15 protein-coding genes and 2 pseudogenes are annotated in these 18,605 nt (G+C 60.2%); 10 read left to right on the forward strand and 7 right to left on the reverse strand.

Features of this window, described 5'->3' with window-relative positions; genetic code table 11:
* Window positions 1-141: 141 nt before the first annotated feature.
* Window positions 142-1,425 carry a GNVR domain-containing protein gene (locus tag AB4P94_RS22690; protein ID WP_395611375.1) on the reverse strand — a complete coding sequence of 428 codons (1,284 nt, stop codon included), beginning with the start codon at window positions 1,423-1,425 and terminating at the stop codon, window positions 142-144.
* Window positions 1,426-1,836: 411 nt separating this feature from the next.
* Here AB4P94_RS22690 and AB4P94_RS22695 point away from each other — a divergent pair, with 411 nt between their 5' ends.
* A complete protein-coding gene (locus AB4P94_RS22695) occupies window positions 1,837-2,223 on the forward strand; it encodes a TIGR03067 domain-containing protein (RefSeq protein ID WP_395607561.1) in 387 nt (128 codons plus the stop codon).
* 136 nt (window positions 2,224-2,359) lie between these two features.
* On the opposite strand, the gene AB4P94_RS22700 is transcribed toward AB4P94_RS22695, so the two are convergent.
* The gene (locus tag AB4P94_RS22700; RefSeq protein ID WP_395607562.1) at window positions 2,360-3,172 is read right to left on the reverse strand and encodes a class I SAM-dependent methyltransferase; all 813 of its coding nucleotides are present in this window, start codon (window positions 3,170-3,172) and stop codon (window positions 2,360-2,362) included.
* Between the two features lie 153 nt (window positions 3,173-3,325).
* On the opposite strand from AB4P94_RS22700, the gene AB4P94_RS22705 reads away from it, so the two are divergent.
* The 3 genes from AB4P94_RS22705 to AB4P94_RS22715 all read left to right on the forward strand — a co-directional run bounded on the left by AB4P94_RS22705 (window position 3,326) and on the right by AB4P94_RS22715 (window position 7,656).
* Window positions 3,326-4,564 carry an MFS transporter gene (locus AB4P94_RS22705; RefSeq protein WP_395611376.1) on the forward strand — a complete coding sequence of 413 codons (1,239 nt, stop codon included), beginning with the start codon at window positions 3,326-3,328 and terminating at the stop codon, window positions 4,562-4,564.
* A 142-nt stretch (window positions 4,565-4,706) separates the two neighbouring features.
* Window positions 4,707-6,293 (forward strand): ABC-F family ATPase, encoded by a 1,587-nt coding sequence (locus AB4P94_RS22710; RefSeq protein ID WP_395607563.1) that lies wholly within the window; start codon window positions 4,707-4,709, stop codon window positions 6,291-6,293.
* A gap of 187 nt (window positions 6,294-6,480) precedes the next feature.
* Complete coding sequence (locus AB4P94_RS22715; protein ID WP_395607564.1) at window positions 6,481-7,656, forward strand: MFS transporter; 1,176 nt, start codon at window positions 6,481-6,483, stop codon at window positions 7,654-7,656.
* Here AB4P94_RS22715 and AB4P94_RS22720 read toward each other — a convergent pair.
* Together AB4P94_RS22720 and AB4P94_RS22725 are read right to left on the reverse strand one after the other, a co-directional pair.
* Window positions 7,650-8,687, reverse strand: a complete 1,038-nt coding sequence (locus AB4P94_RS22720) for an alpha/beta hydrolase family protein (protein ID WP_395607565.1) — start codon at window positions 8,685-8,687, stop codon at window positions 7,650-7,652. The two genes, AB4P94_RS22715 and AB4P94_RS22720, sit on opposite strands and share 7 nt — an antisense overlap.
* Before the next feature lie 241 nt (window positions 8,688-8,928).
* Complete coding sequence (locus tag AB4P94_RS22725; protein WP_395607566.1) at window positions 8,929-9,540, reverse strand: FMN-dependent NADH-azoreductase; 612 nt, start codon at window positions 9,538-9,540, stop codon at window positions 8,929-8,931.
* A gap of 232 nt (window positions 9,541-9,772) precedes the next feature.
* Between AB4P94_RS22725 and AB4P94_RS22730 the strand changes: the two genes are divergently transcribed.
* The gene (locus tag AB4P94_RS22730) at window positions 9,773-10,963 is read left to right on the forward strand and encodes an MFS transporter (RefSeq protein WP_395607567.1); all 1,191 of its coding nucleotides are present in this window, start codon (window positions 9,773-9,775) and stop codon (window positions 10,961-10,963) included.
* Here AB4P94_RS22730 and AB4P94_RS22735 read toward each other — a convergent pair.
* The gene (locus tag AB4P94_RS22735; protein ID WP_395607568.1) at window positions 10,929-11,855 is read right to left on the reverse strand and encodes an AraC family transcriptional regulator N-terminal domain-containing protein; all 927 of its coding nucleotides are present in this window, start codon (window positions 11,853-11,855) and stop codon (window positions 10,929-10,931) included. The two genes, AB4P94_RS22730 and AB4P94_RS22735, sit on opposite strands and share 35 nt — an antisense overlap.
* A 158-nt stretch (window positions 11,856-12,013) precedes the next feature.
* Here AB4P94_RS22735 and AB4P94_RS22740 point away from each other — a divergent pair, with 158 nt between their 5' ends.
* The 3 genes from AB4P94_RS22740 (at window position 12,014) to AB4P94_RS22750 (ending at window position 14,768) form a co-directional block, all read left to right on the forward strand.
* A complete protein-coding gene (locus AB4P94_RS22740; protein WP_395607569.1) occupies window positions 12,014-13,393 on the forward strand; it encodes an NAD-dependent succinate-semialdehyde dehydrogenase in 1,380 nt (459 codons plus the stop codon).
* Window positions 13,394-13,506: 113 nt separating this feature from the next.
* Window positions 13,507-14,415, forward strand: a complete 909-nt coding sequence (locus tag AB4P94_RS22745) for a LysR substrate-binding domain-containing protein (protein ID WP_395607570.1) — start codon at window positions 13,507-13,509, stop codon at window positions 14,413-14,415.
* Window positions 14,412-14,768, forward strand: coding sequence for an MmcQ/YjbR family DNA-binding protein (locus AB4P94_RS22750; RefSeq protein ID WP_395607571.1), 357 nt, complete (start codon window positions 14,412-14,414; stop codon window positions 14,766-14,768). Before AB4P94_RS22745 ends, AB4P94_RS22750 begins: the two co-directional genes overlap by 4 nt.
* On the opposite strand, the gene AB4P94_RS22755 is transcribed toward AB4P94_RS22750, so the two are convergent.
* Window positions 14,757-15,140, reverse strand: a complete 384-nt coding sequence (locus AB4P94_RS22755; RefSeq protein WP_395607572.1) for a DUF1294 domain-containing protein — start codon at window positions 15,138-15,140, stop codon at window positions 14,757-14,759. The genes AB4P94_RS22750 and AB4P94_RS22755 overlap by 12 nt on opposite strands.
* Entirely contained in the window at window positions 15,137-15,967 is an 831-nt protein-coding gene (locus AB4P94_RS22760) for an undecaprenyl-diphosphate phosphatase (RefSeq protein ID WP_395607573.1), read from the reverse strand. The genes AB4P94_RS22755 and AB4P94_RS22760 overlap by 4 nt, the downstream gene beginning before the upstream one ends.
* A gap of 309 nt (window positions 15,968-16,276) precedes the next feature.
* Between AB4P94_RS22760 and AB4P94_RS22765 the strand changes: the two are divergent.
* Together AB4P94_RS22765 and AB4P94_RS22770 are read left to right on the forward strand one after the other, a co-directional pair.
* Window positions 16,277-16,918: pseudogene (locus tag AB4P94_RS22765) on the forward strand (cache domain-containing protein); the annotation flags it as partial.
* 315 nt (window positions 16,919-17,233) lie between these two features.
* Window positions 17,234-17,821 (forward strand): annotated as a pseudogene (locus AB4P94_RS22770) (methyl-accepting chemotaxis protein); the annotation flags it as partial.
* Window positions 17,822-18,605 lie beyond the last annotated feature (784 nt).

Consider the following 18,605-nt stretch of genomic DNA (forward strand, 5'->3'; position numbering starts at 1 on the left):
AAACCGGCCCAGGGTCATTGGCAGTTATTTAGCCACAGTTTGTAACTAAAGGTTAACTAAGAATTGTGAAAAGCTGTCCACCGAAGGGATTGGCAGCCTGGAGGGGGCGGCATTCAACACATGCGCTCCCCCTGCCCTTCGCTACTGCAGCGGCATGTCATCCTTGCGCTCTCGCCGGCCGAAAGAGCTGTGCTCCAACGACGAGAACGCGATGGCAGCACGCGGCTTCAACACAAAGTAACGAACCAGTGCAATCAGCAGCCCCAGAAACAGGCCAGCCATCAGGCTGAGCGCAATAACGAATATTTTCTTCGGTTTGACAGGGCTCAGCGGCTCTTGGGCGCGACGATCAACCGTCACCAACTTGAGGTTGCTCATATCGATATTCAGCGCGTGCAACCTTGCGACTTCTGCGCGCAACGGCTCTACGTCCTGCAGGAAAATGTCTTCATTGCCGCGCTTGCGCAATACTTCAACCTCACGGTTGGTTTCCAGCATCTGGAGTTCTTTGCCGATCTGGGCAATTCGAGGGTTGGTGAAGTCATCATTGGTACGCTGTTGCAAAGCGGTGCGCTCAGCTTCCAGAGCCTCGGTCCCCAGGAAATACAGGGGGATTTTCTGATTATTGACCTCGGTACGCATGACTTGACTGGATCCACCGCGAGTGGCGTCCGCCATGGATGAGGGTGTTGTCGGCGTCTTGATGCCCATGGACTTGGCAATGGAAATGGCTTCGGCAAGTTCTGCCAGGCGATCGGTACGCTCAATCTTCATCTGCAAACGCAGGGCGCCCAGCTCATCCTGCAACTGAGCTCGCTTGAGCCTGTCCGCTTCCAGCAGTTTGGCGATCTTCGACTCTTTTTCGGTTTCGTAGTTGGAACGGGCCGCGTCAATCTTCCCCTTAAGCTCGTTCAAACGGTTATTGACAATCACTTTAAGGTCCGCGCCCACCTGATCACGTTCGGCAGCAATCGCGTAATCGACAAACCCGTTGAGGATGGTCACGCCATCAACGTCCTCGGGGTATTGCAGTTCCAGGCGAATATAATTGCTCAGCGAGTCGGACTTCTTGGGATCAGGCAACGTCAGGCTGACGGAATTACGGTTGAACGCCTCAAAACTCTGCTCAAGGGTCTGGCCCGGTTTCTGGAAGGCCTTGAACAGTTGTTCATGGGATTTGAAAAAGCCCAGTCGCGCCTCATAGGAATCCAGTTGCGCCCCCACTTTCGACAATGCGTCAGCAGGCGGCAACTTGTAGACCTCGGATCGGTTCAGCGCATCCAGTTCGTTGATGGCGGCCGGGCGCACAACACTGCTGACCTCATAGACCTTCGGCGCCAGGAAGGCATAACCCGTTCCGAGAATCCCCGCAAATATCGTACAGCCCACTACGATTCTTTTTTGTCTCCAAACGGAGTGAAACAATTCAAACAAGTCGATTTCATCGGACGCTGCAGAAACAGTATGCGGAGCGGATTGGTTCAAAATTAAAACACCTAGAAGTTAATACTAAATAGCCATCACCCATCGGACCTGAATGACAGGGACAACGCCCTGAGTCCGGCTCACCAATGGCCATCTGACCATCCGAGCGCGGGAAAAGTCCGGCAGCCTATTGAGATTGTTTCTATTTCATTTCTGCAGGTATCGCTACTGACAATGACTTATAGGTCGAATACTGGCACAAGAGTAGTCAAAAGTTTATTAAATAGCCGTCGGATAAAGTAAAAACCCACGCTCGATGCCGAGCCAAACCCACTGTGGAAACCACTCAATACAATTGGCAAAACATTATTTTGGATCCAAACTTCCTTCTTCAGCAAAAAGGAGGTTGGCATGCACTTGGTTTCAGATCCGGACTATCAGAACCTGCAGGGCATTTGGGAGCAGACTTCCCTTGAAGATAATGGCGTGCTCAACCCCGCTGACGCGCATACCGCGCCGGGTGCTCTGACCACTATCCGCCGGGACCGCTTTGAGGTAACAACCGTCGAGGGCGATGTATTGCTGGCAGGCCGATTTTTTCTGGACAGCACCACCACCCCCAAAAGCATCACCTGGGTAGATGCCACGGGCGATGACGCCGGCAAGTTGCTGCCCGCGAGTTATCGCCTTGAAGGGGATGAGTTTGTGTTTATTGCAGCGGACGAGGGCATGCCCAGGCCAAGCGCGTTCAATACGGGGCCAGGGCAGACCATGCGCACATTTGTGCGCAGGGCCTGACAGACGCCCGCTCCGAACTTGCGACAGCGTTTTCACATAGCCTTCACTTTCAGGTCTGTAGCGTCTGCCCTACCTACTCCAGTGAATCACTTGCCCGCCTCTCCTCGCGGGCTTTTTTTTGCGCCGCCAAAACCCTTCACGCCTTGCGCTGGGTGGCCGTCAGGGTGAAGCACAGCGGCAGTTGTGCCGATTGGTGCTCGTACTGGTCGTAGAGCTCCTCACGATTGGAATGCGGGTATTCCTGCAGGTGGGTAACCTGCAAGCCCGCGACAATCGTTGCGGTCACCACACTGCCCAAGGTATGCACATACCAATAGGAGGTGGGGCCAGCCGTGTCCGCCCGCCCTTCGTAAACGATAGATTCCTGCAATACGAAAGGGTCGCGTTGAAAGTAGGAACTGGCGGGCAGCAGCGGGTTTGCAGCCTTGGGGTCGAACATTTCCAGGAACGGATGAGTCTCGTAGATCACCAGCGTGCCCCCGGGCTTCAGCGTACTGGCGGCATGCCGCATAAACAGTGCGACATCAGGCATCCAGTTCAGTACACCAATCGTCACGAGGGCGACATCAAACCGACTGAGCAAACGCTCGGGCAACTGATGGATGTCGGCTTCAATAAATTCAGGGCTGTGGGGTGAAACGTCAGCCAACTCCCGCGCTTGCTGCAAAAAAGCGCCGGACTGATCGACGCCCACCACGGAGCGGGCGCCCAGGCCAAACAAAGACAGGCTTTCCCGGCCATTGTTACAACACAGTTGCACGACATCCTTCCCGGCAACGCCGACACCTTGCAACAGCGCGGTGATCGTCGGGTCGAGGCAGGAAAAACCCGCGTCGCCTACCGACTCAAACAGCGTTTTCCAGGTGGCCGTGTCTTTGTGCAGCCGGGCTGATGCGTCCCAGGCGTCCTTGTTGCTGGCAATTGCCTGTCGGGCTGAGGGCATATCCATTGCGGCTCCAGAGAATCAATTCCGTGAGCCTCGGAAAATATGCCAATTGGCCGTCAGATAAAACCCTCTGCGCGGCGAAACTTAACTCCAAGCCTACAGGTCACTAGGCCATTGAGTGTTCAGTCCTTGAACTCCATTCTTGAAGATCTCGCCGTGGCCTCTCACTCCGACCTGCGTACCACCTTGTCCCTGGACAGCCTGAATTTTTTCCTGGCAGATGTACGTGACGGCCTCGGACCGTATCTGGCGATCTACCTGCTCGCTGTGCATCAATGGGACCCCGCCAGTATCGGCGTAGTCATGACCCTGGCCGGCATCGCGGCCCTGGTCACCCAAGGCCCGGCGGGCGCATTGATCGATCGGACCCGGCGCAAGCGCGCGGTGATTGCGACGGCGGCTGTGCTGGTGACCGCCAGTTGCCTGCTGCTGCCCTTTGTCAGTTCCTTTACGTGGGTTGCGCTGACTCAGGCGGCCAGCGCCGTTGCCGCATCGGTGTTCGCTCCGGCGATTTCGGCGATCTCGCTGGGCATCACCGGCCCGCGCGCGTTCACCCGAAGAACCGGGCGCAATGAAACCTTCAATCACGCCGGCAATGCTGTGGCAGCGCTGTTGGCCGGGGGGCTAGCGTATCTCTTCGGGCCGGTGGTGGTGTTTTACCTGATGGCTTTTATGGCGGTGGCCAGCATTGTGGCGGTCAGTTGTGTATCGGCAGCGGCGATCGACCACGAAGTCGCACGGGGTTTTGACCCGGCGCACCGCGGCGATCACGATCAACCGTCCGGCATGAAAGTCTTGCTGGCCAACCGGCCGCTGCTGTTGTTCGCCATTTGCTGCGCGCTGTTTCACCTGGCGAATGCCGCGATGCTGCCGCTGGTCAGTCAGAAACTGGCACAGATCAACCTGCAAATGGCCACGCCCTTGACCTCGGCGTGCATCGTTGCTGCGCAGTTGGTGATGGTGCCGATGGCTTGGCTGGTAGGGTTGAAGGCGGATATCTGGGGGCGAAAGCCTTTATTGCTGGCGGGTTTTCTGATTCTGCCTTTGCGCGGTGTGCTTTATACCTTGTCCAGCGACCCCTATTGGCTTGTGGCTGTACAAATGCTCGATGGCATCGGCGCGGGGATTTTCGGCGCGCTGTTTCCGGTGATCGTCAAGGACCTGACCCAGGGAACCGGGCGTTTCAACGTCAGCCTGGGCGCGCTGTCCACGGTCTTCGGCCTGGGTGCGGCACTCAGTAGCAGCCTGGCCGGGTTTGTGGTGCAACAGGCCGGCTACAACGCGGCGTTCCTGACCCTGGCGGGCGTAGCGGGCGTGGCCCTGGCCTTGCTCTGGCTGGCGATGCCCGAGACGCTGGAGAAAGCATCTTTCACCTGCCATACAACTGTCGCCTGACATATGCGACAATGCGCGCCAAATTCCAACACACATCCAAAATTTTCTGCTCAGCGACCGGGTTTCGCGCCTTGATGTCGCTGTTGACGCATGCCTGAAGGCTCCTGCCGCCACGCTCGCAACCCATTGATAGGTAAAGTAATTGATCTCCACAGCTAACATCACCATGCAGTTCGGCGCCAAGCCGCTCTTCGAGAACGTCTCGGTCAAGTTCGGCGCAGGCAACCGTTATGGTTTGATCGGTGCCAACGGTTGCGGCAAGTCGACCTTCATGAAAATCCTCGGCGGCGACCTCGACCCGTCCGGTGGCCAGGTCATGCTGGAGCCGAATGTTCGCCTGGGTAAACTGCGCCAGGACCAGTTCGCCTACGAAGAATTCACCGTACTCGACACCGTGATCATGGGCCACGAGGAACTGTGGCGGGTCAAGGCCGAGCGTGACCGCATCTATTCGCTGCCGGAAATGAGCGAAGAAGACGGCATGGCCGTGGCCGAGCTGGAAACCGAGTTCGCCGAAATGGACGGCTACACCGCCGAATCCCGTGCCGGCGAGCTGTTGCTGGGCCTGGGTATTGGCATCGAGCAACACTTCGGCCCGATGAGCGAAGTGTCGCCGGGCTGGAAACTGCGTGTATTGCTCGCGCAGGCGCTGTTCTCCGACCCTGAAGTGCTGTTGCTCGACGAACCGACCAACCACCTGGACATCAACACCATCCGCTGGCTGGAAAACATCCTGACCCAGCGCTCCAGCCTGATGATCATCATCTCTCACGACCGTCACTTCCTGAACAGCGTGTGCACCCACATGGCTGACCTGGACTACGGCGAGCTGCGCCTGTTCCCGGGCAACTACGACGAGTACATGACCGTGGCGACCCAGTCCCGCGAGCAACTGCTGTCGGACAACGCCAAGAAGAAGGCACAGATCTCCGAGCTGCAATCCTTCGTCAGCCGCTTCTCGGCCAACGCCTCGAAAGCCAAGCAGGCGACTTCCCGTGCCAAGGCAATCGACAAGATCCAGCTGGCCGAGGTCAAGCCTTCGAGCCGTGTGAGCCCGTTCATCCGTTTCGACCAGAACAAGAAGCTGCACCGCCAGGCCGTCATGGTCGAAAAAATGGCCAAGGGTTTCGACGGCAAGCCGCTGTTCAAGGACTTCAGCTTCCAGGTTGAAGCCGGCGAGCGTGTAGCGATCATTGGACCGAACGGTATCGGCAAGACCACCCTGCTGCGCACACTGGTCAACGAACTGACCCCGGACGCCGGCAGCATCAAGTGGACCGACGCCGCCGAACTGGGCTACTACGCCCAGGACCATGCGCATGATTTCGAAGACGACGTCACCCTGTTCGACTGGATGGGCCAGTGGACCCAGGGCGAGCAAATGATCCGAGGCACCCTGGGGCGCATGCTGTTCTCCAACGACGAGATCCAGAAGTCGGTGAAGGTGATTTCCGGTGGTGAGCAAGGCCGCATGCTGTTCGGCAAGCTGATCCTGCAAAAGCCGAACGTGCTGATCATGGACGAACCGACCAACCACTTGGACATGGAATCCATCGAAGCGCTGAACCTGGCGCTGGAGAACTATCCGGGCACGCTGATCTTCGTCAGCCACGACCGTGAGTTCGTATCGTCCCTGGCTACCCGCATCATCGAGTTGAGCGCCACCGGCGTGATCGACTTCAGCGGCACCTACGATGACTACCTGCGCAGCCAAGGCGTGGTGTTCTAAATAACGCCACTGCTGTGGTTGTGGTGAGCGGGGCAAGCCCGCTCACCACAACCACATCCGGCCTGCTCACCACCACAACCCGGCGCTCCAGGACAGCCCTGTTAATCGCGCAAAGTAGTTAGCCTGCTTTCCTTTCCCCCACGCCCTTGCGATCATGCGCTCACCGCCCGCCCGCGAACGAGTCTCCATGCCTGCCGCCACCCCCAGCTCAATGTCGATCACCCTGCAGATCGTCTCCATTGTCTTCTACACCTTCATCGCGTTTATCTGCATCGGCCTGCCGATTGCTGTGATCCCGGGTTATGTCCACGAGCAACTGGGCTTCAGCGCCGTGGTGGCCGGAGTGACCATCGGCTCGCAATACCTGGCCACCCTGCTCAGCCGCCCCATGGCCGGGCGCATGTCGGATAACGTAGGCACCAAGCGCGCTATTGTGCTGGGGCTGTCGGGCATCCTGGTCAGCGGTGTGTTGACGTTTTTCGCCACCCTGGTGCAAAGCGCACCGACCTTGAGCCTGAGCATTCTGATCGTCGGTCGGTTATTGCTCGGTGTGGCACAAGGGTTGATCGGCGTGGGCACCATCAGTTGGTGCATGGGCGCGGTGGGCGCAGAGCACACGGCGCGTTCAATTTCCTGGAATGGCATCGCGTCTTACGGTGCCATTGCTATCGGTGCGCCGCTGGGTGTGGTGATGGTCGCGCAATACGGCTACACCAGCCTCGGCATTACGCTGTCGGTGCTGGCAGCGTTGGGGTTGCTGCTGATCCGCAATAAACCCTCGGTACCGGTGGTGCGTGGCGAGCGTTTGCCGTTTTGGGCGGTGTTCGGGCGCATCGCGCCGTTTGGCGCCAGCCTGTGCCTTGCGTCCATCGGCTACGGCACGTTGACCACCTTTATCACCCTGTATTACCTGAACCGCGGCTGGGCCGGTGCGGCGTACTGCCTTACGGTGTTTGGCCTGTGCTTTATCCTCTCGCGGCTGGTGTTTATCTCGGCGATCAGCCGTTTCGGCGGGTTCCGCGCGGCGATTGCCTGCATGACCATCGAAACCCTGGGCCTGACGTTGCTGTGGCTGGCGCCTTCCACCGGCGTTGCGCTGATCGGCGCCGGGCTGACCGGTTTTGGTTTATCGCTGGTGTACCCGGCGCTGGGCGTGGAAGCCATCAAACAGGTGCCCAACAGCAGCCGAGGCGCGGGCTTGAGTGCTTACGCGGTATTTTTTGACCTGGCCCTGGCGATTGCCGGGCCGGTGATGGGCGCCGTGGCGCTGAACCTCGGCTACGGCTGGATCTTCTTCTGCGCCGCACTGCTGTCGGTCGCAGCGTTGACCCTGACCGTGATGCTCAAACGCCGCGCCTATTGATCGGCCGTCTGCAGGCCGGCGCGGGTCGATTGGCCTAGGGTGTGGACGAAGAAACGTCCCGCCTCTGAAATCAGGTCGCGGTGGATGCCCTCGCGGTCGACGCCGTCGGCATCCGTGCAGACCGCCGGCATGGCCGCCAGTTGGTCGCTGTCACAGGGCGCCATGAACACGAAGTGCCCTGCCCCGGCCAGCAATTTGAAGTCCGGTGGCTCTGGCAGCTTGCGTGCCAGGGCAGCCGCGTTCTTGTCCACGGCCACCAGCTTGTCGCCATCGCCGCTGTAGAGCAGCACCGGTACGTGCACGTCGGCCAGGGTGTGGCGACCGAACATCAGGCTCAGCGGGGCCATTAACATCAATGCGTGTATACGTGGGTCGGCCTGGGGTTGCAGGTCATCACGGTCGACCACCAACTCGCCCTTGGTAGTGCAGGCATCACGGTCTTCCGGCCGCTCCTGGCAATAACGGCGCAGGCGATCGAAATCAGGCTTGGCGCCTGCCAGGATCAGTGCGGTTTCACCCCCGGCCGAATAACCGATCACGCCCACCTGATCCACGTTGACGAAGGGCGACAGCATCGGGTCGCCCAAGGTGGCGGTGATCGCTTCGGAAATCTGGATCGGCCGGCCATACAAGTTGCTCACCGTGCCGAGGCGGCTGTGGTCCTTGTAGTTGTCGCCGGGGTGCAGCACGGCCACGACCACAAAGCCTTTACGCGCGAGCGAAGTGGCCAGGTCGTGCAGCGCCAGCGGTGTGCCGGTGTTGCCGTGGGACAGCATCAGCATCGGGAAACGCCCGATGGCGACCTTGGCGTCTTCGGTGGCCGCGACGTTGTACGGGCCCAGTTGCGTGGAGTGTGCGTCGTCGGTGGACGGGTAGAACGCAATGGCTTTCATCGGCTGCAAATCCAGCGGATCAAGAAAACTCATCCGGTGAAAGCCAACGCTCCAATGCGGGTGCGGCGCAGGGGCGGCGTGCACTGAAATCAGGCCGCCGAGCAGGGAAAGAACCAAAACAGCACAAAGACGCATCATGGGGATGTCCACCTTTGCTGCGCAGCCACGTTCAACATCCGCCGCATGTCTAGTTGAAAAGTCCATGGTTCAAGGCACTCGCACCGGGTGATAAACCCATGTGTGCATAACCTGGGCCAAAGTAAAGACAGCGGGCAAACGAAAAAACTCCGTATTCCGGTCGTTTTCAGGCGATCAGAATACAGAGTTTAGGCGCCCGGTTTCAGATTGATACCGGGAAGAGGCGAAATTTACACAAGCCTTACGCGGCGGCGAACAATTGTTCGTTGATCACCGCGTTGGCGTCGCTCAGGGCTTTGGTGCGCACTTCTTCGCCGTAGCCCAGGCCGTGAGCCCGTACGATCTCGATATCGGTGATGCCAAGGAAGCCCAGCAGCACTTTCAGGTAGTCCTCATGAGCCACGCCGGTAGGCTGGCCGACATGCAGGCCGCCGGAGGTGGAAACGATGATGACCTTTTTGCCGCCACACAGGCCTTCAGGGCCGTTTTCAGTGTAACGGAAGGTCTGGCCGGCGACGGCAATACGGTCGATCCAGGCCTTCAATTGGGTTGGAATGGTGAAGTTGTACATCGGCGCCGCCAATACGATTGCGTCGGCAGCCTGGAATTCGGCCAGGGTCTGTGCGCTCAAGTCGGCTTCGTGCTTCTGCACGGCATCACGCAATTCAGCGGCGGTGCCCAGAGCCCCCAGGGTCAGCCCGGAAAAGTGGCTGATGCCTTCGCTCGCCAGATCACGGTAAGTCACCTCTAAGCCCGGCTCGGCGGCTTGCCAGGCCTTCACCACACCTGCGCTCAGTGCACGGGAAGCCGAGTTGTCGCCGAGGATGCTGGAATCGATATGCAACAGTTTCATGCGGGATCTCCAAGTGAGGATCGCCACTGGGCGATCAATTGAGGTTGATCCTACAGGTGACCCCAATAAACGATTAGAGGGCTAAAATGCGATTGATCGTTCCACTGACAGAACAATTCAAATCCCCCCAAAATCCAATCCGACGAGGTTCTTGCCCAATCCTCTGCAACGCTGGATTTCAGCCACGCTTCACTTCATTCTCGCCGCAGTTCCGACAGCCACTGGGCACACCATGCACGCACCTACACCGACCCTGACCAAAGGCCTGACCCTGCTGCTCGCCATCTGCTGCGGGTTTTCGGTCGCCACGATCTATTACAACCAGGCCATGCTGCCGCTGATTGCCAACACCTTCGAGGTGTCTACGGCCCACGTCGGGCAGATCGCGATGCTCACCCAGCTCGGCTACGCCAGTGGTTTGCTGCTGTTTGTGCCACTGGGCGACCGCATCAGCCGGCGCACGCTGATCCTGGCCGTGTTGTGCATCAACTTCGTCGCGCTGCTGGCGTCGGCCACCGCGCCGTCTTATTCCTTGTTGCTGGTGGCGAGCGTATTGCTGGGGCTATCGGGCATCAGCGCCCAGATAATCATCCCGGCGGCGTCTGATCTCAGCGAACCGGCGCACAAAGGCGCGGTGCTGGGGTTGATGGTCAGCGGGTTGTCGGCCGGCGGGTTGCTGGCCCGCACCGTCAGCGGCGTGGTCAGCGGCTGGCTGGGTTGGCGCGGCATGTTCGCGCTGGCCGCGGCACTGGATGTGGTGCTGTTCATGGCGATTCTGACGCGCATGCCGGTGTCGGTCTCCACCAGCAAACTGGCTTATGGCGCCTTGCTCAAATCCTTGTGGGGCCTGGCGACGCAATACCCGACCCTGCGCCAGTCGGCGATCAAGGCGGCGCTGGTGTTTGGCGCCTTGAACGTGTTCTGGGGCTCCATGGCCGCCTTGCTCGCTTCACCACCTTATGGTTTCTCCAGCGCCCAGGCCGGTCTGCTTGGGCTGTCGGCGATTGTCGGCATTCTGTGTGCAGCCAGGATCGGCCAACTCACCCAGCGCCATAGAAGCCTGCTGGAACGGGTCGGCATCGGCATCGTGTTGAGCGCTTTCGTACTGATCTATGCCTTTGGCCCGCGCGGCTGGTGGGCGCCGATCCTGGTGGCGGCGACCTTCCTCGACCTGGGCAACCGCATCAACCAATTGGCCAACCAGACTCGCGTACTGGCACTGGAACCCTCCGCCACCAGCCGCCTGAATACCGTGTTCATGGTCGTCTATTTCATCGGCGGCGCCCTGGGCTCGGCGGCCGGGGCCTTTGCTTCCGACCATTACGGCTGGCAAGGCCAGGCGCTGACCGGCGCAGGGTTTGCCGGGCTGGCCCTGTTGATCACCCTGCTCAGTGGGACGACACGTAAATCGACGCCGACGTAGGCGCCGGCAACGCGTAGGTGCGTTTCATCCACTGGATTTCCTCCTGGGGTGTACGCCCGAAGAAGCGCTTGAACTCACGGCTGAACTGCGAGGCACTTTCATAGCCGACCTTAGTGCAAGCCGTAGCCGCCGTGATATCGCTGCGCAACATCAACAAGCGCGCCTGGTGCAGGCGCGTGGACTTGAGGTACTGCATCGGTGAGGTATCGGTCACCGTGCGAAAATGCGCATGAAAACTCGGCACACTCATCATCGCCTCCCCGGCCAGCGCCTCCACATCCAGGTGCTGGTGATAACACGCGTGAATCTTGCGGATCGCCCGCGCCACCTTGCCGAATTGCCCCTGCCGCGTCAGCGCTGCGCGCATTGAGCCGCCCTGCTCGCCCGTGAGGATCCGGTAGTAAATTTCGCGCACCAGCGCCGGGCCGAGCAACTGCGCGTCCATCGGCGTGCTCATCACCTCCAGAAAACGCAGCAGTGAATCACTGAGCTTGTCGTCCATGGGCGACGAATACATACCGCGCGGTGCGGCCTCGATCAGCGCCGGGAAGTCATCCAACGCCACCATCAACTCCGCCGCCAGGGTGAAATCCAGGCGCAGGTACACCGCCAGCATCGGCTCTTGCTCCGTGGCGTCGGTGTCCATGGTGAACGGCACCGGTACCGACACCACCAGGTAATGCTGGGCGTCGTACAGGTAAATCTCTTCGCCCAGAAACCCGCGCTTGCGCCCCTGGCACACAATCACGATACCCGGGTCGTAGAGCACCGGCACGCGCTGCAAGGGCCGGTTCGAGCGCAGGAAGCGCACGTCATCCAGTGTGGTCAGGTTATAGCCTTCGACAGGCGCCAGGCGGCCCATCAACTCGACGATTCTTTGGGTTCGGCCCATGTTCAAAGGCTCCTGCACGAAAACCGCACGATACTGCGCACACAGCACTCTGGCTACGCATTCATAGGAATAGGCAATCAGCACATTGGAATGCATATTCGCCCGGGTCACCCTTTTCCGTAGCCTGAAACAGCACTTTCAGCCCTCGGAGATCCACCATGCTTATCGTCTACAACCCCGCTAACGGTGAAGAAATCGGCCGCGTTGCCAAGAGTTCGGCAGCCGACGTCAAAGCCGCCGTCGACAGAACCTGCGCCGCCTTTCCCGAATGGTCGGCCAAACTTGCCAGTGAACGCAGCACGATCCTGCGTCGCTGGCACGACAGCGTCAAAGCCGACAAGGAGGCCTTCGCCGAACTGCTGTGCCGCGAAAACGGCAAATGCCTGACCGAAGCCCGCGGCGAAATCGACTACGGCCTGGGCTTTATCGAGTGGTACGCCGAAGAAGCCAAGCGCGTTTACGGTGACACCATTCCCACCCACGACCGCCATGCCAACGTGATGGTGACCAAGGAAGCCATCGGCCCGGTCGCCGCGATCACCCCGTGGAACTTCCCGTTCATGATGATCACCCGCAAAGTCGCCACGGCCCTGGCCGCTGGTTGCACCATGGTGATCAAGCCCGCCGAAGACACCCCGCTGACCGCCTTCAAGCTGCTTGAATACGCACGCAAGGCCGGCATTGGCGAAGGCGTGCTGGAAGTAGTGGTCGGTGACCCCAAGGAAATCGGGCTGATCCTGACCGGTGACCCGCGCATCCGTAAAATCACGTTTACCGGCTCCACTGGCGTCGGCAAATTGCTCGCGACGCAATGCGCGGCCACCGTGAAGAAGATGACCCTGGAACTGGGCGGCAACGCGCCGTTTATTGTGTTTCAGGACGCCAACCTGGATGAAGCCGTGAAGGGGCTGGTGAGCGCCAAGCTGCGAAACTCCGGCCAGGTGTGCATCTCGCCGAACCGGATCTTTGTGCAGCACAGCATTCTTGAAGACTTCATCAAGCGGGTGAAGGTCGCTGTGGCCGCCATTGAAGTGGACCAAGGCCTGCGTGAAGGCTTTGTGGTCGGGCCACTGGTCAATCAGGTGGGCTTCGACAAAGTCGTGGGCCTGGTGGAGGACGCCAAAGCGGCGGGCGCCAAGGTGTTGATGGGCGGCAAACCTCACGCCAAAGGCGGCCTGTTCTACGAGCCCACCGTATTGACCGGTTTGCAGGACGATTCGCCACTGGCGACGCACGAGATTTTCGGCCCGGTGTTCGCGATCTATTCATTCAAGGACGAAGCAGAAGTCATCGCGCGGGCCAACCAGACTGAGTTCGGCCTGGTGGCCTACGCCTACACCAGTGCGCTGGGCCGTTCGCTACGCCTGTCGCGCCAACTGGAGGCCGGCATGGTGATTTTGAACTCGGGTTCAGTCGGCACTGCATCGGTTCCGTTTGGCGGCATCAAACAGTCCGGTTATGGCCGTGAAGGCAGTTATTACGGGATCGAGGAGTACGTGCATGTGAAGTATGTGTTGATGGCAGGCGCACAGTTCTAAGCTGTAAAACCCAAAAAATGCGAATACCCAGAAGGCATTCGCGTTTTTTTGTAGTGGATTTGCGCTTGTCAGACGCGGATGATTCGTCCCACTGACAGGACAACAGGCTGACCATGCAAGACCTCAACGACCTCTACTATTTTGCCAAAGTCGTGGAAGCCGGCGGTTTTGCCGCGGCGGGCCGGCTGCTGGGGATTCCCAAATCACGCTTGTCGCGGCGCATCGCCGAGCTGGAAGAACGCCTCGGCGCCCGCTTGCTGCAACGCACCACGCGCCAATTAACCCTCACCGCCGTCGGCGAGCGTTACCTGCGCCACTGCCAGGCGATGCTGCTGGAAGCGGAAATGGCCGATGAGGCTGTGGCCAGCATGTCCAGCGAACCCCGTGGGCGGCTGCGCGTCAGCTGCCCGGTGGGCATGGCCCAGCACATGCTGCCGGGAATGGTCGCCGGCTTTCTCGCCGCCCACCCCTTGGTGCAGCTTGAAATGACACTGGTGAACCGTCGTGTCGACCTGGTCGCAGAAGGCATTGACGTGGCCTTGCGCGTGCGCGAACAAGGCGATGAAGACCCGCTGCTGGTGACCAAACGCTTGCGCCAGGCGCAGACCCTCCTGGTGGCCAGCCCCGAATTCCTGCAAGGCCGGCAGATCAACACCCTGGAAGACCTCAAGCAATTGCCGGTCCTCGGCGCGCTGGAACCTGACCGCCTGGTGCACCTGCGCCTGCTCGACCCCGAAGGCAATGCCCAGGACGTGTCGATGGAAGCGCGCCTGGGCATCGACGATTTCATCGTGCGCAAAGCCTGCGCCCTTAAAGGCCTGGGTTTTACGGTATTGCCGATGATGTATTGCGAAGAGGAACTGGCCAGCGGCCAATTGGTGCAACTGTTGCCCGAATGGTCCTCGCCGGGCGGCTGGTTGCAGGCCGTCTACCCGCACCGCCGTGGCGTGCTGCCGGCCATCCGGGCGTGGATCGACTACCTCGAAGAGGCCTTCAAGGGCTGCGGAGATCGTTTGTTATGAGAATGACCGAACCCCAGGTCGCCACGTTTTGCCTGAGCCTGCCCGGTGCACGGGAAGACTACAAATGGGGCGGCGTGCGCGTGTTCTCGATTGCCGGCAACAAAATGTTCGCGCTGCAAAACCTGCGCGGCGAGTCGTTGGCGTTCAAGGTCGACAAGGAACTGTTCCTGGGCCACGTGGACCGCCCCGGCATCCATCCGGCGCCTTACCTTGCGCGGGCGCAGTGGATCATCATGAACACGCCCTACCCGCTGGGCGCCGAAGAACTGCGTGGCCTGCTGCAGCGCTCCCACCAGTTGGTGGTGAGCAAACTGCCCAAGCGCACGCAGATCGGGTTGTTGCTAGAGGATTGAAAACAGCGTGCCGCCGAGGAACAACTGGTCGAGCCAGAACACCTGGTGCAACAGCACGATCACCCAGAACAGCACCTGATAAGACACCTTGCGCGTCTTGTGGCGAAACACTTGCTGAGCGATCAATGCACCCGGCCAACCACCGGCCAGCTCGACGGCGTGCAGGATGTTTTCCGGAATGCGCCGGCCTTCGGTCTGCGCCTTGCGCTTGTCGCTCCAATACAACAGAAACGCCACCACGCTGACCACGCCATAGGCCGCCAGCGGCAACACGGTTTCGCCGCGATGCCACAGCAACACCGAACCCAGCAGCGGCGCGACGCACAGCAGCGCCAGGGCCAGCGCCTTCAGGCGCGGGTGCTGAATGCTCATGGCTTGACCGCAGACCAGTCGATCCAGCCGAACTGCCAGGTGGCCAGAATCACCAGGCCGAACGCGATCCGGTACCAGGCAAACGCCGCGTAGCTGTGGCTGGCGATGAACTTGAGCAAGGCCTTGACCGCGATCATCGCGAAGATGAACGAGGTGACGAAACCAATGGCAAATACCGGCAGGTCATCCGGCTGGAACAAGTGCCGGTACTTGTAGCCCGAATACACCGCGGCCCCGACCATGGTCGGCATGGCCAGGAAGAACGAGAACTCGGTGGCGGTCTTGCGCGACAGGCCAAACAGCAGGCCGCCGATAATCGTGGCGCCCGAACGCGAAGTCCCCGGAATCATCGCCAGGCACTGGGCAAAGCCCACCTTGAGCGCGTCCTTCCAGGTGATGTCATCCACGGTTTCTGCATGCACGGCGTGCTGGCGGCGCTCAGCCCACAACATGATCACGCCGCCGACCACCAAGGCTGCGGCTACGGTGATCGGGTTGAACAGGTAGTGTTTGATCAGGTCGGCGAAAATCACCCCCAGCACAATCGCCGGCAGCACGGCGATGATCAGGTTGACGGTAAAGCGCTGGGCCTTGCGCTGGGTCGGCAAGCCGATGACCACATCGAAAATCTTGCGCCGAAACTCCCAGACCACGGCCAGGATCGCGCCCAACTGAATGATGATGTTGAACGCTTCAAAACGTTCACCGCCGAAGCCGATCAGGTCAGCGACGATAATCTGGTGGCCCGTGCTGGAGATCGGCAGGAACTCCGTCAACCCCTCCACCACGCCAAGAATCAATGCCTGTATGGCGGTCCAAAAATCCATGCTTTCTCCAAAGGTCATGCGCGTGGCATGCCTCGTTAGTCTTTTTTAAAGTTCACTGACGACCAGTGCGCGGGGTTGATTCTCAACGCCGGCCTGCAAAAATTCCGTGAAAAATCAGGCAGTACTCAGGTTTTCCGTTTGCAGGCCGAAAGCCTATCAGACAAGCCGGAAATGTCGATGCAGCACCCACAATTATAAAAAGCAGGGAGTGACAGGACGATGAACAGTTTGCGCAGCATGTCGATCAGCCGCCGTTTGTGGCTGATCCTGATAGTCGCCGTGTTGATGCTTTTGACCCTGGGGCTGCTGATGCTCAAGCAAATCCATGGTGACCTCTACCAGGCCAAGCGCCAGCAAACCCAGCACGTGGTGCAGACCGCCAGCGGCGTGCTCGCCTATTACCAGAACCTTGAGAAAACCGGCGTGCTGACCCGCGAAGCCGCGCAACAGCAAGCCTTGAGCGCCGTGCGCGGCCTGCGTTACGACCACGACGACTACTTCTGGATCAACGACCTGACGCCCGTGATGATCATGCACGCGGCCAACCCCAAGCTCGACGGCCAAAACCTCTCGGCCATCCGCGACCCGGACGGCTTTGCGGTGTTCAATGAGTTTGTGATCCTGGCCAAAGCCAAGGGCGCCGGCATCGTCAACTATCGCTGGCCCAAACCGGGGGCCGAAGCGCCGGTGGAGAAGACCTCGTATATCCAGCTGTTCGAGCCTTGGGGCTGGATCATCGGCTCCGGCGTGTATGTGGACGATGTACAGGCCGAGTTCAAAGGCCAAGTGTGGAAGGCCTCGCTGATCGGCCTGGGCATTGCCGTGGTCATGGCCCTGCTGGTGATGCTGATCGCGCGCAGCATCGTGCAGCCATTGCAGGCGGCGGTGAATGCCATGGCGAACATCGCCAGCGGCGAAAGCGACCTGACCCGCAGCCTCGACACCCAGGGCAACGATGAGGTCACCCAACTGTCGCGACACTTCAACAGTTTCACCACCAAGCTGCGGCAAGTGGTCAGCCAGTTGCAGGTGTGCGCCAATGCGCTGGGCCAGTCTTCGACAGAGCTGGGCAACAATGCCAGCCAGGCGCACGACCGCAGCCAGCAGCAGTCGCAGCAAATGCAGTTGGTCGCCACGGCCATCAATGAAGTGACCTACGGCGTGCAGGATGTGGCAAAAAACGCCGAACACGCCGCCAGCGAGATGCGCGACGCCCAGGCCCAGGCACAACAAGGCCAGGTGAATATCGACAGCAGCTTGCAGCAGATCGACCAACTCTCCGGCACCATCAGCCAAGCCGTATACGTGATCCGCACCCTGTCCAGCGAAAGCACACAAATTGGCGGCGTGCTGGAAGTGATCCGCTCCATCGCCGACCAGACCAACCTGCTGGCCCTCAACGCGGCCATTGAAGCGGCCCGCGCCGGCGAGCAGGGCCGAGGGTTTGCCGTGGTGGCGGACGAGGTCCGGCTGCTGGCCCAGCGCACGCAAAAGTCCACGGCTGAAATCCAGGTGATGATCGAACGCCTGCAAGGCCACTCGGAAGCGGCAGTCAAGGTGATCGGCGACAGCCACAGCGCCTCGCAATTGACCATCGAACAAGCGGGCCAGGCGGGTGAAAGCCTCAACGCTATTGGCCAGGCCTTGCGCAACCTGAATGGGTTGAATGCTTCGATTGCCAGCGCCACCCTGCAACAGGCGAACGTGGTGGAAGACATCAACCAGAACGTGACCCAGGCGGCGGGGTTGTCCCACAGCACGGCACTGGCGGCCGAGCAGTCGAGTGTGGCCAGCATCCACCTGCGCGGGCTCAGCGAGCAACTCGACGGCTTGCTGCGCCAGTTCCGGATCTAGCACCAAGCCACATGTGGGAGCGGGCTTGCCTGCGATGGCGGTTTGTCGGTTGGTGTACATATCCGTTGCTGCGGTAACGGCCGCCTATGGTTCCGCCCTTACGGCGGGTCACTTTGCAAAAGCGGCAAAGTAACCAAAGCGCTCTTGCCCCACCACTCGGCACCTCGCTTAGGCTCGGTGTGCCCGCACTCCGGCTTGAATCCGTGGGCCGCCGCCATGGGCCATCCTTGGCCCATCGCGGCTAACCCGGCGTCCTGCCGGGTTGCCCACGGATTCAAGCCTGCGTGCGGCCAGCGTGGTTTAACGGGGCGCCTCAGATCAAGATCAAGATCTAAAGCACGGCGGCCTGACAGCCGGCCTGAGTGGTTGGATCAAAAGCACAGCAGCACACCGTTTACCTGATGCATGGAGATCCAAATGTGGGAGCGGCGGTGCGACGATTCGACTTGCTCGCTCCCACACTTTTTTGACCGAGTGAGCCTCTTATCTCTTCACAAACCTGCTTTTCTGTGGGAGCTGGCTTGCCTGCGATGCAGGCACCTCAGTGTGCGGTGATCCGACAAGCCCGCTCCCACAAAAGCCAGCTTCTATACCGAACCGCTTTTGCTCCACACCACTCAGGCCGGCTGTCAGGCCGCCGTGCTTTTGATCTTGATCTTGGGCGCCCCGTTAAACCACGCTGGCCGAACGCAGGTATTACGGAGCGGGCAAACCGGCAGGACGCCGGTTTAGCCGCGACGGGGCAGGGACGCCCCGTCGCGGCGGCCCGCGTAGTAATGCCGGA

This window comes from Pseudomonas sp. B22129, assembly GCF_044218875.1.
Lineage (GTDB): Bacteria > Pseudomonadota > Gammaproteobacteria > Pseudomonadales > Pseudomonadaceae > Aquipseudomonas.

What these genes read in the sequence shown, in the direction of transcription:
- AB4P94_RS22695 (WP_395607561.1), top strand. Translation starts at nt 1,837, where the DNA reads ATGCACTTGGTTTCAGATCCGGACTATCAGAACCTGCAGGGCATTTGG.
- AB4P94_RS22700 (WP_395607562.1), bottom strand. Translation starts at nt 3,172, where the DNA reads ATGGATATGCCCTCAGCCCGACAGGCAATTGCCAGCAACAAGGACGCC.
- AB4P94_RS22715 (WP_395607564.1), top strand. Translation starts at nt 6,481, where the DNA reads ATGCCTGCCGCCACCCCCAGCTCAATGTCGATCACCCTGCAGATCGTC.
- AB4P94_RS22720 (WP_395607565.1), bottom strand. Translation starts at nt 8,687, where the DNA reads ATGATGCGTCTTTGTGCTGTTTTGGTTCTTTCCCTGCTCGGCGGCCTG.
- AB4P94_RS22725 (WP_395607566.1), bottom strand. Translation starts at nt 9,540, where the DNA reads ATGAAACTGTTGCATATCGATTCCAGCATCCTCGGCGACAACTCGGCT.
- AB4P94_RS22730 (WP_395607567.1), top strand. Translation starts at nt 9,773, where the DNA reads ATGCACGCACCTACACCGACCCTGACCAAAGGCCTGACCCTGCTGCTC.
- AB4P94_RS22735 (WP_395607568.1), bottom strand. Translation starts at nt 11,855, where the DNA reads ATGGGCCGAACCCAAAGAATCGTCGAGTTGATGGGCCGCCTGGCGCCT.
- AB4P94_RS22740 (WP_395607569.1), top strand. Translation starts at nt 12,014, where the DNA reads ATGCTTATCGTCTACAACCCCGCTAACGGTGAAGAAATCGGCCGCGTT.
- AB4P94_RS22745 (WP_395607570.1), top strand. Translation starts at nt 13,507, where the DNA reads ATGCAAGACCTCAACGACCTCTACTATTTTGCCAAAGTCGTGGAAGCC.
- AB4P94_RS22750 (WP_395607571.1), top strand. Translation starts at nt 14,412, where the DNA reads ATGAGAATGACCGAACCCCAGGTCGCCACGTTTTGCCTGAGCCTGCCC.
- AB4P94_RS22755 (WP_395607572.1), bottom strand. Translation starts at nt 15,140, where the DNA reads ATGAGCATTCAGCACCCGCGCCTGAAGGCGCTGGCCCTGGCGCTGCTG.
- AB4P94_RS22760 (WP_395607573.1), bottom strand. Translation starts at nt 15,967, where the DNA reads ATGGATTTTTGGACCGCCATACAGGCATTGATTCTTGGCGTGGTGGAG.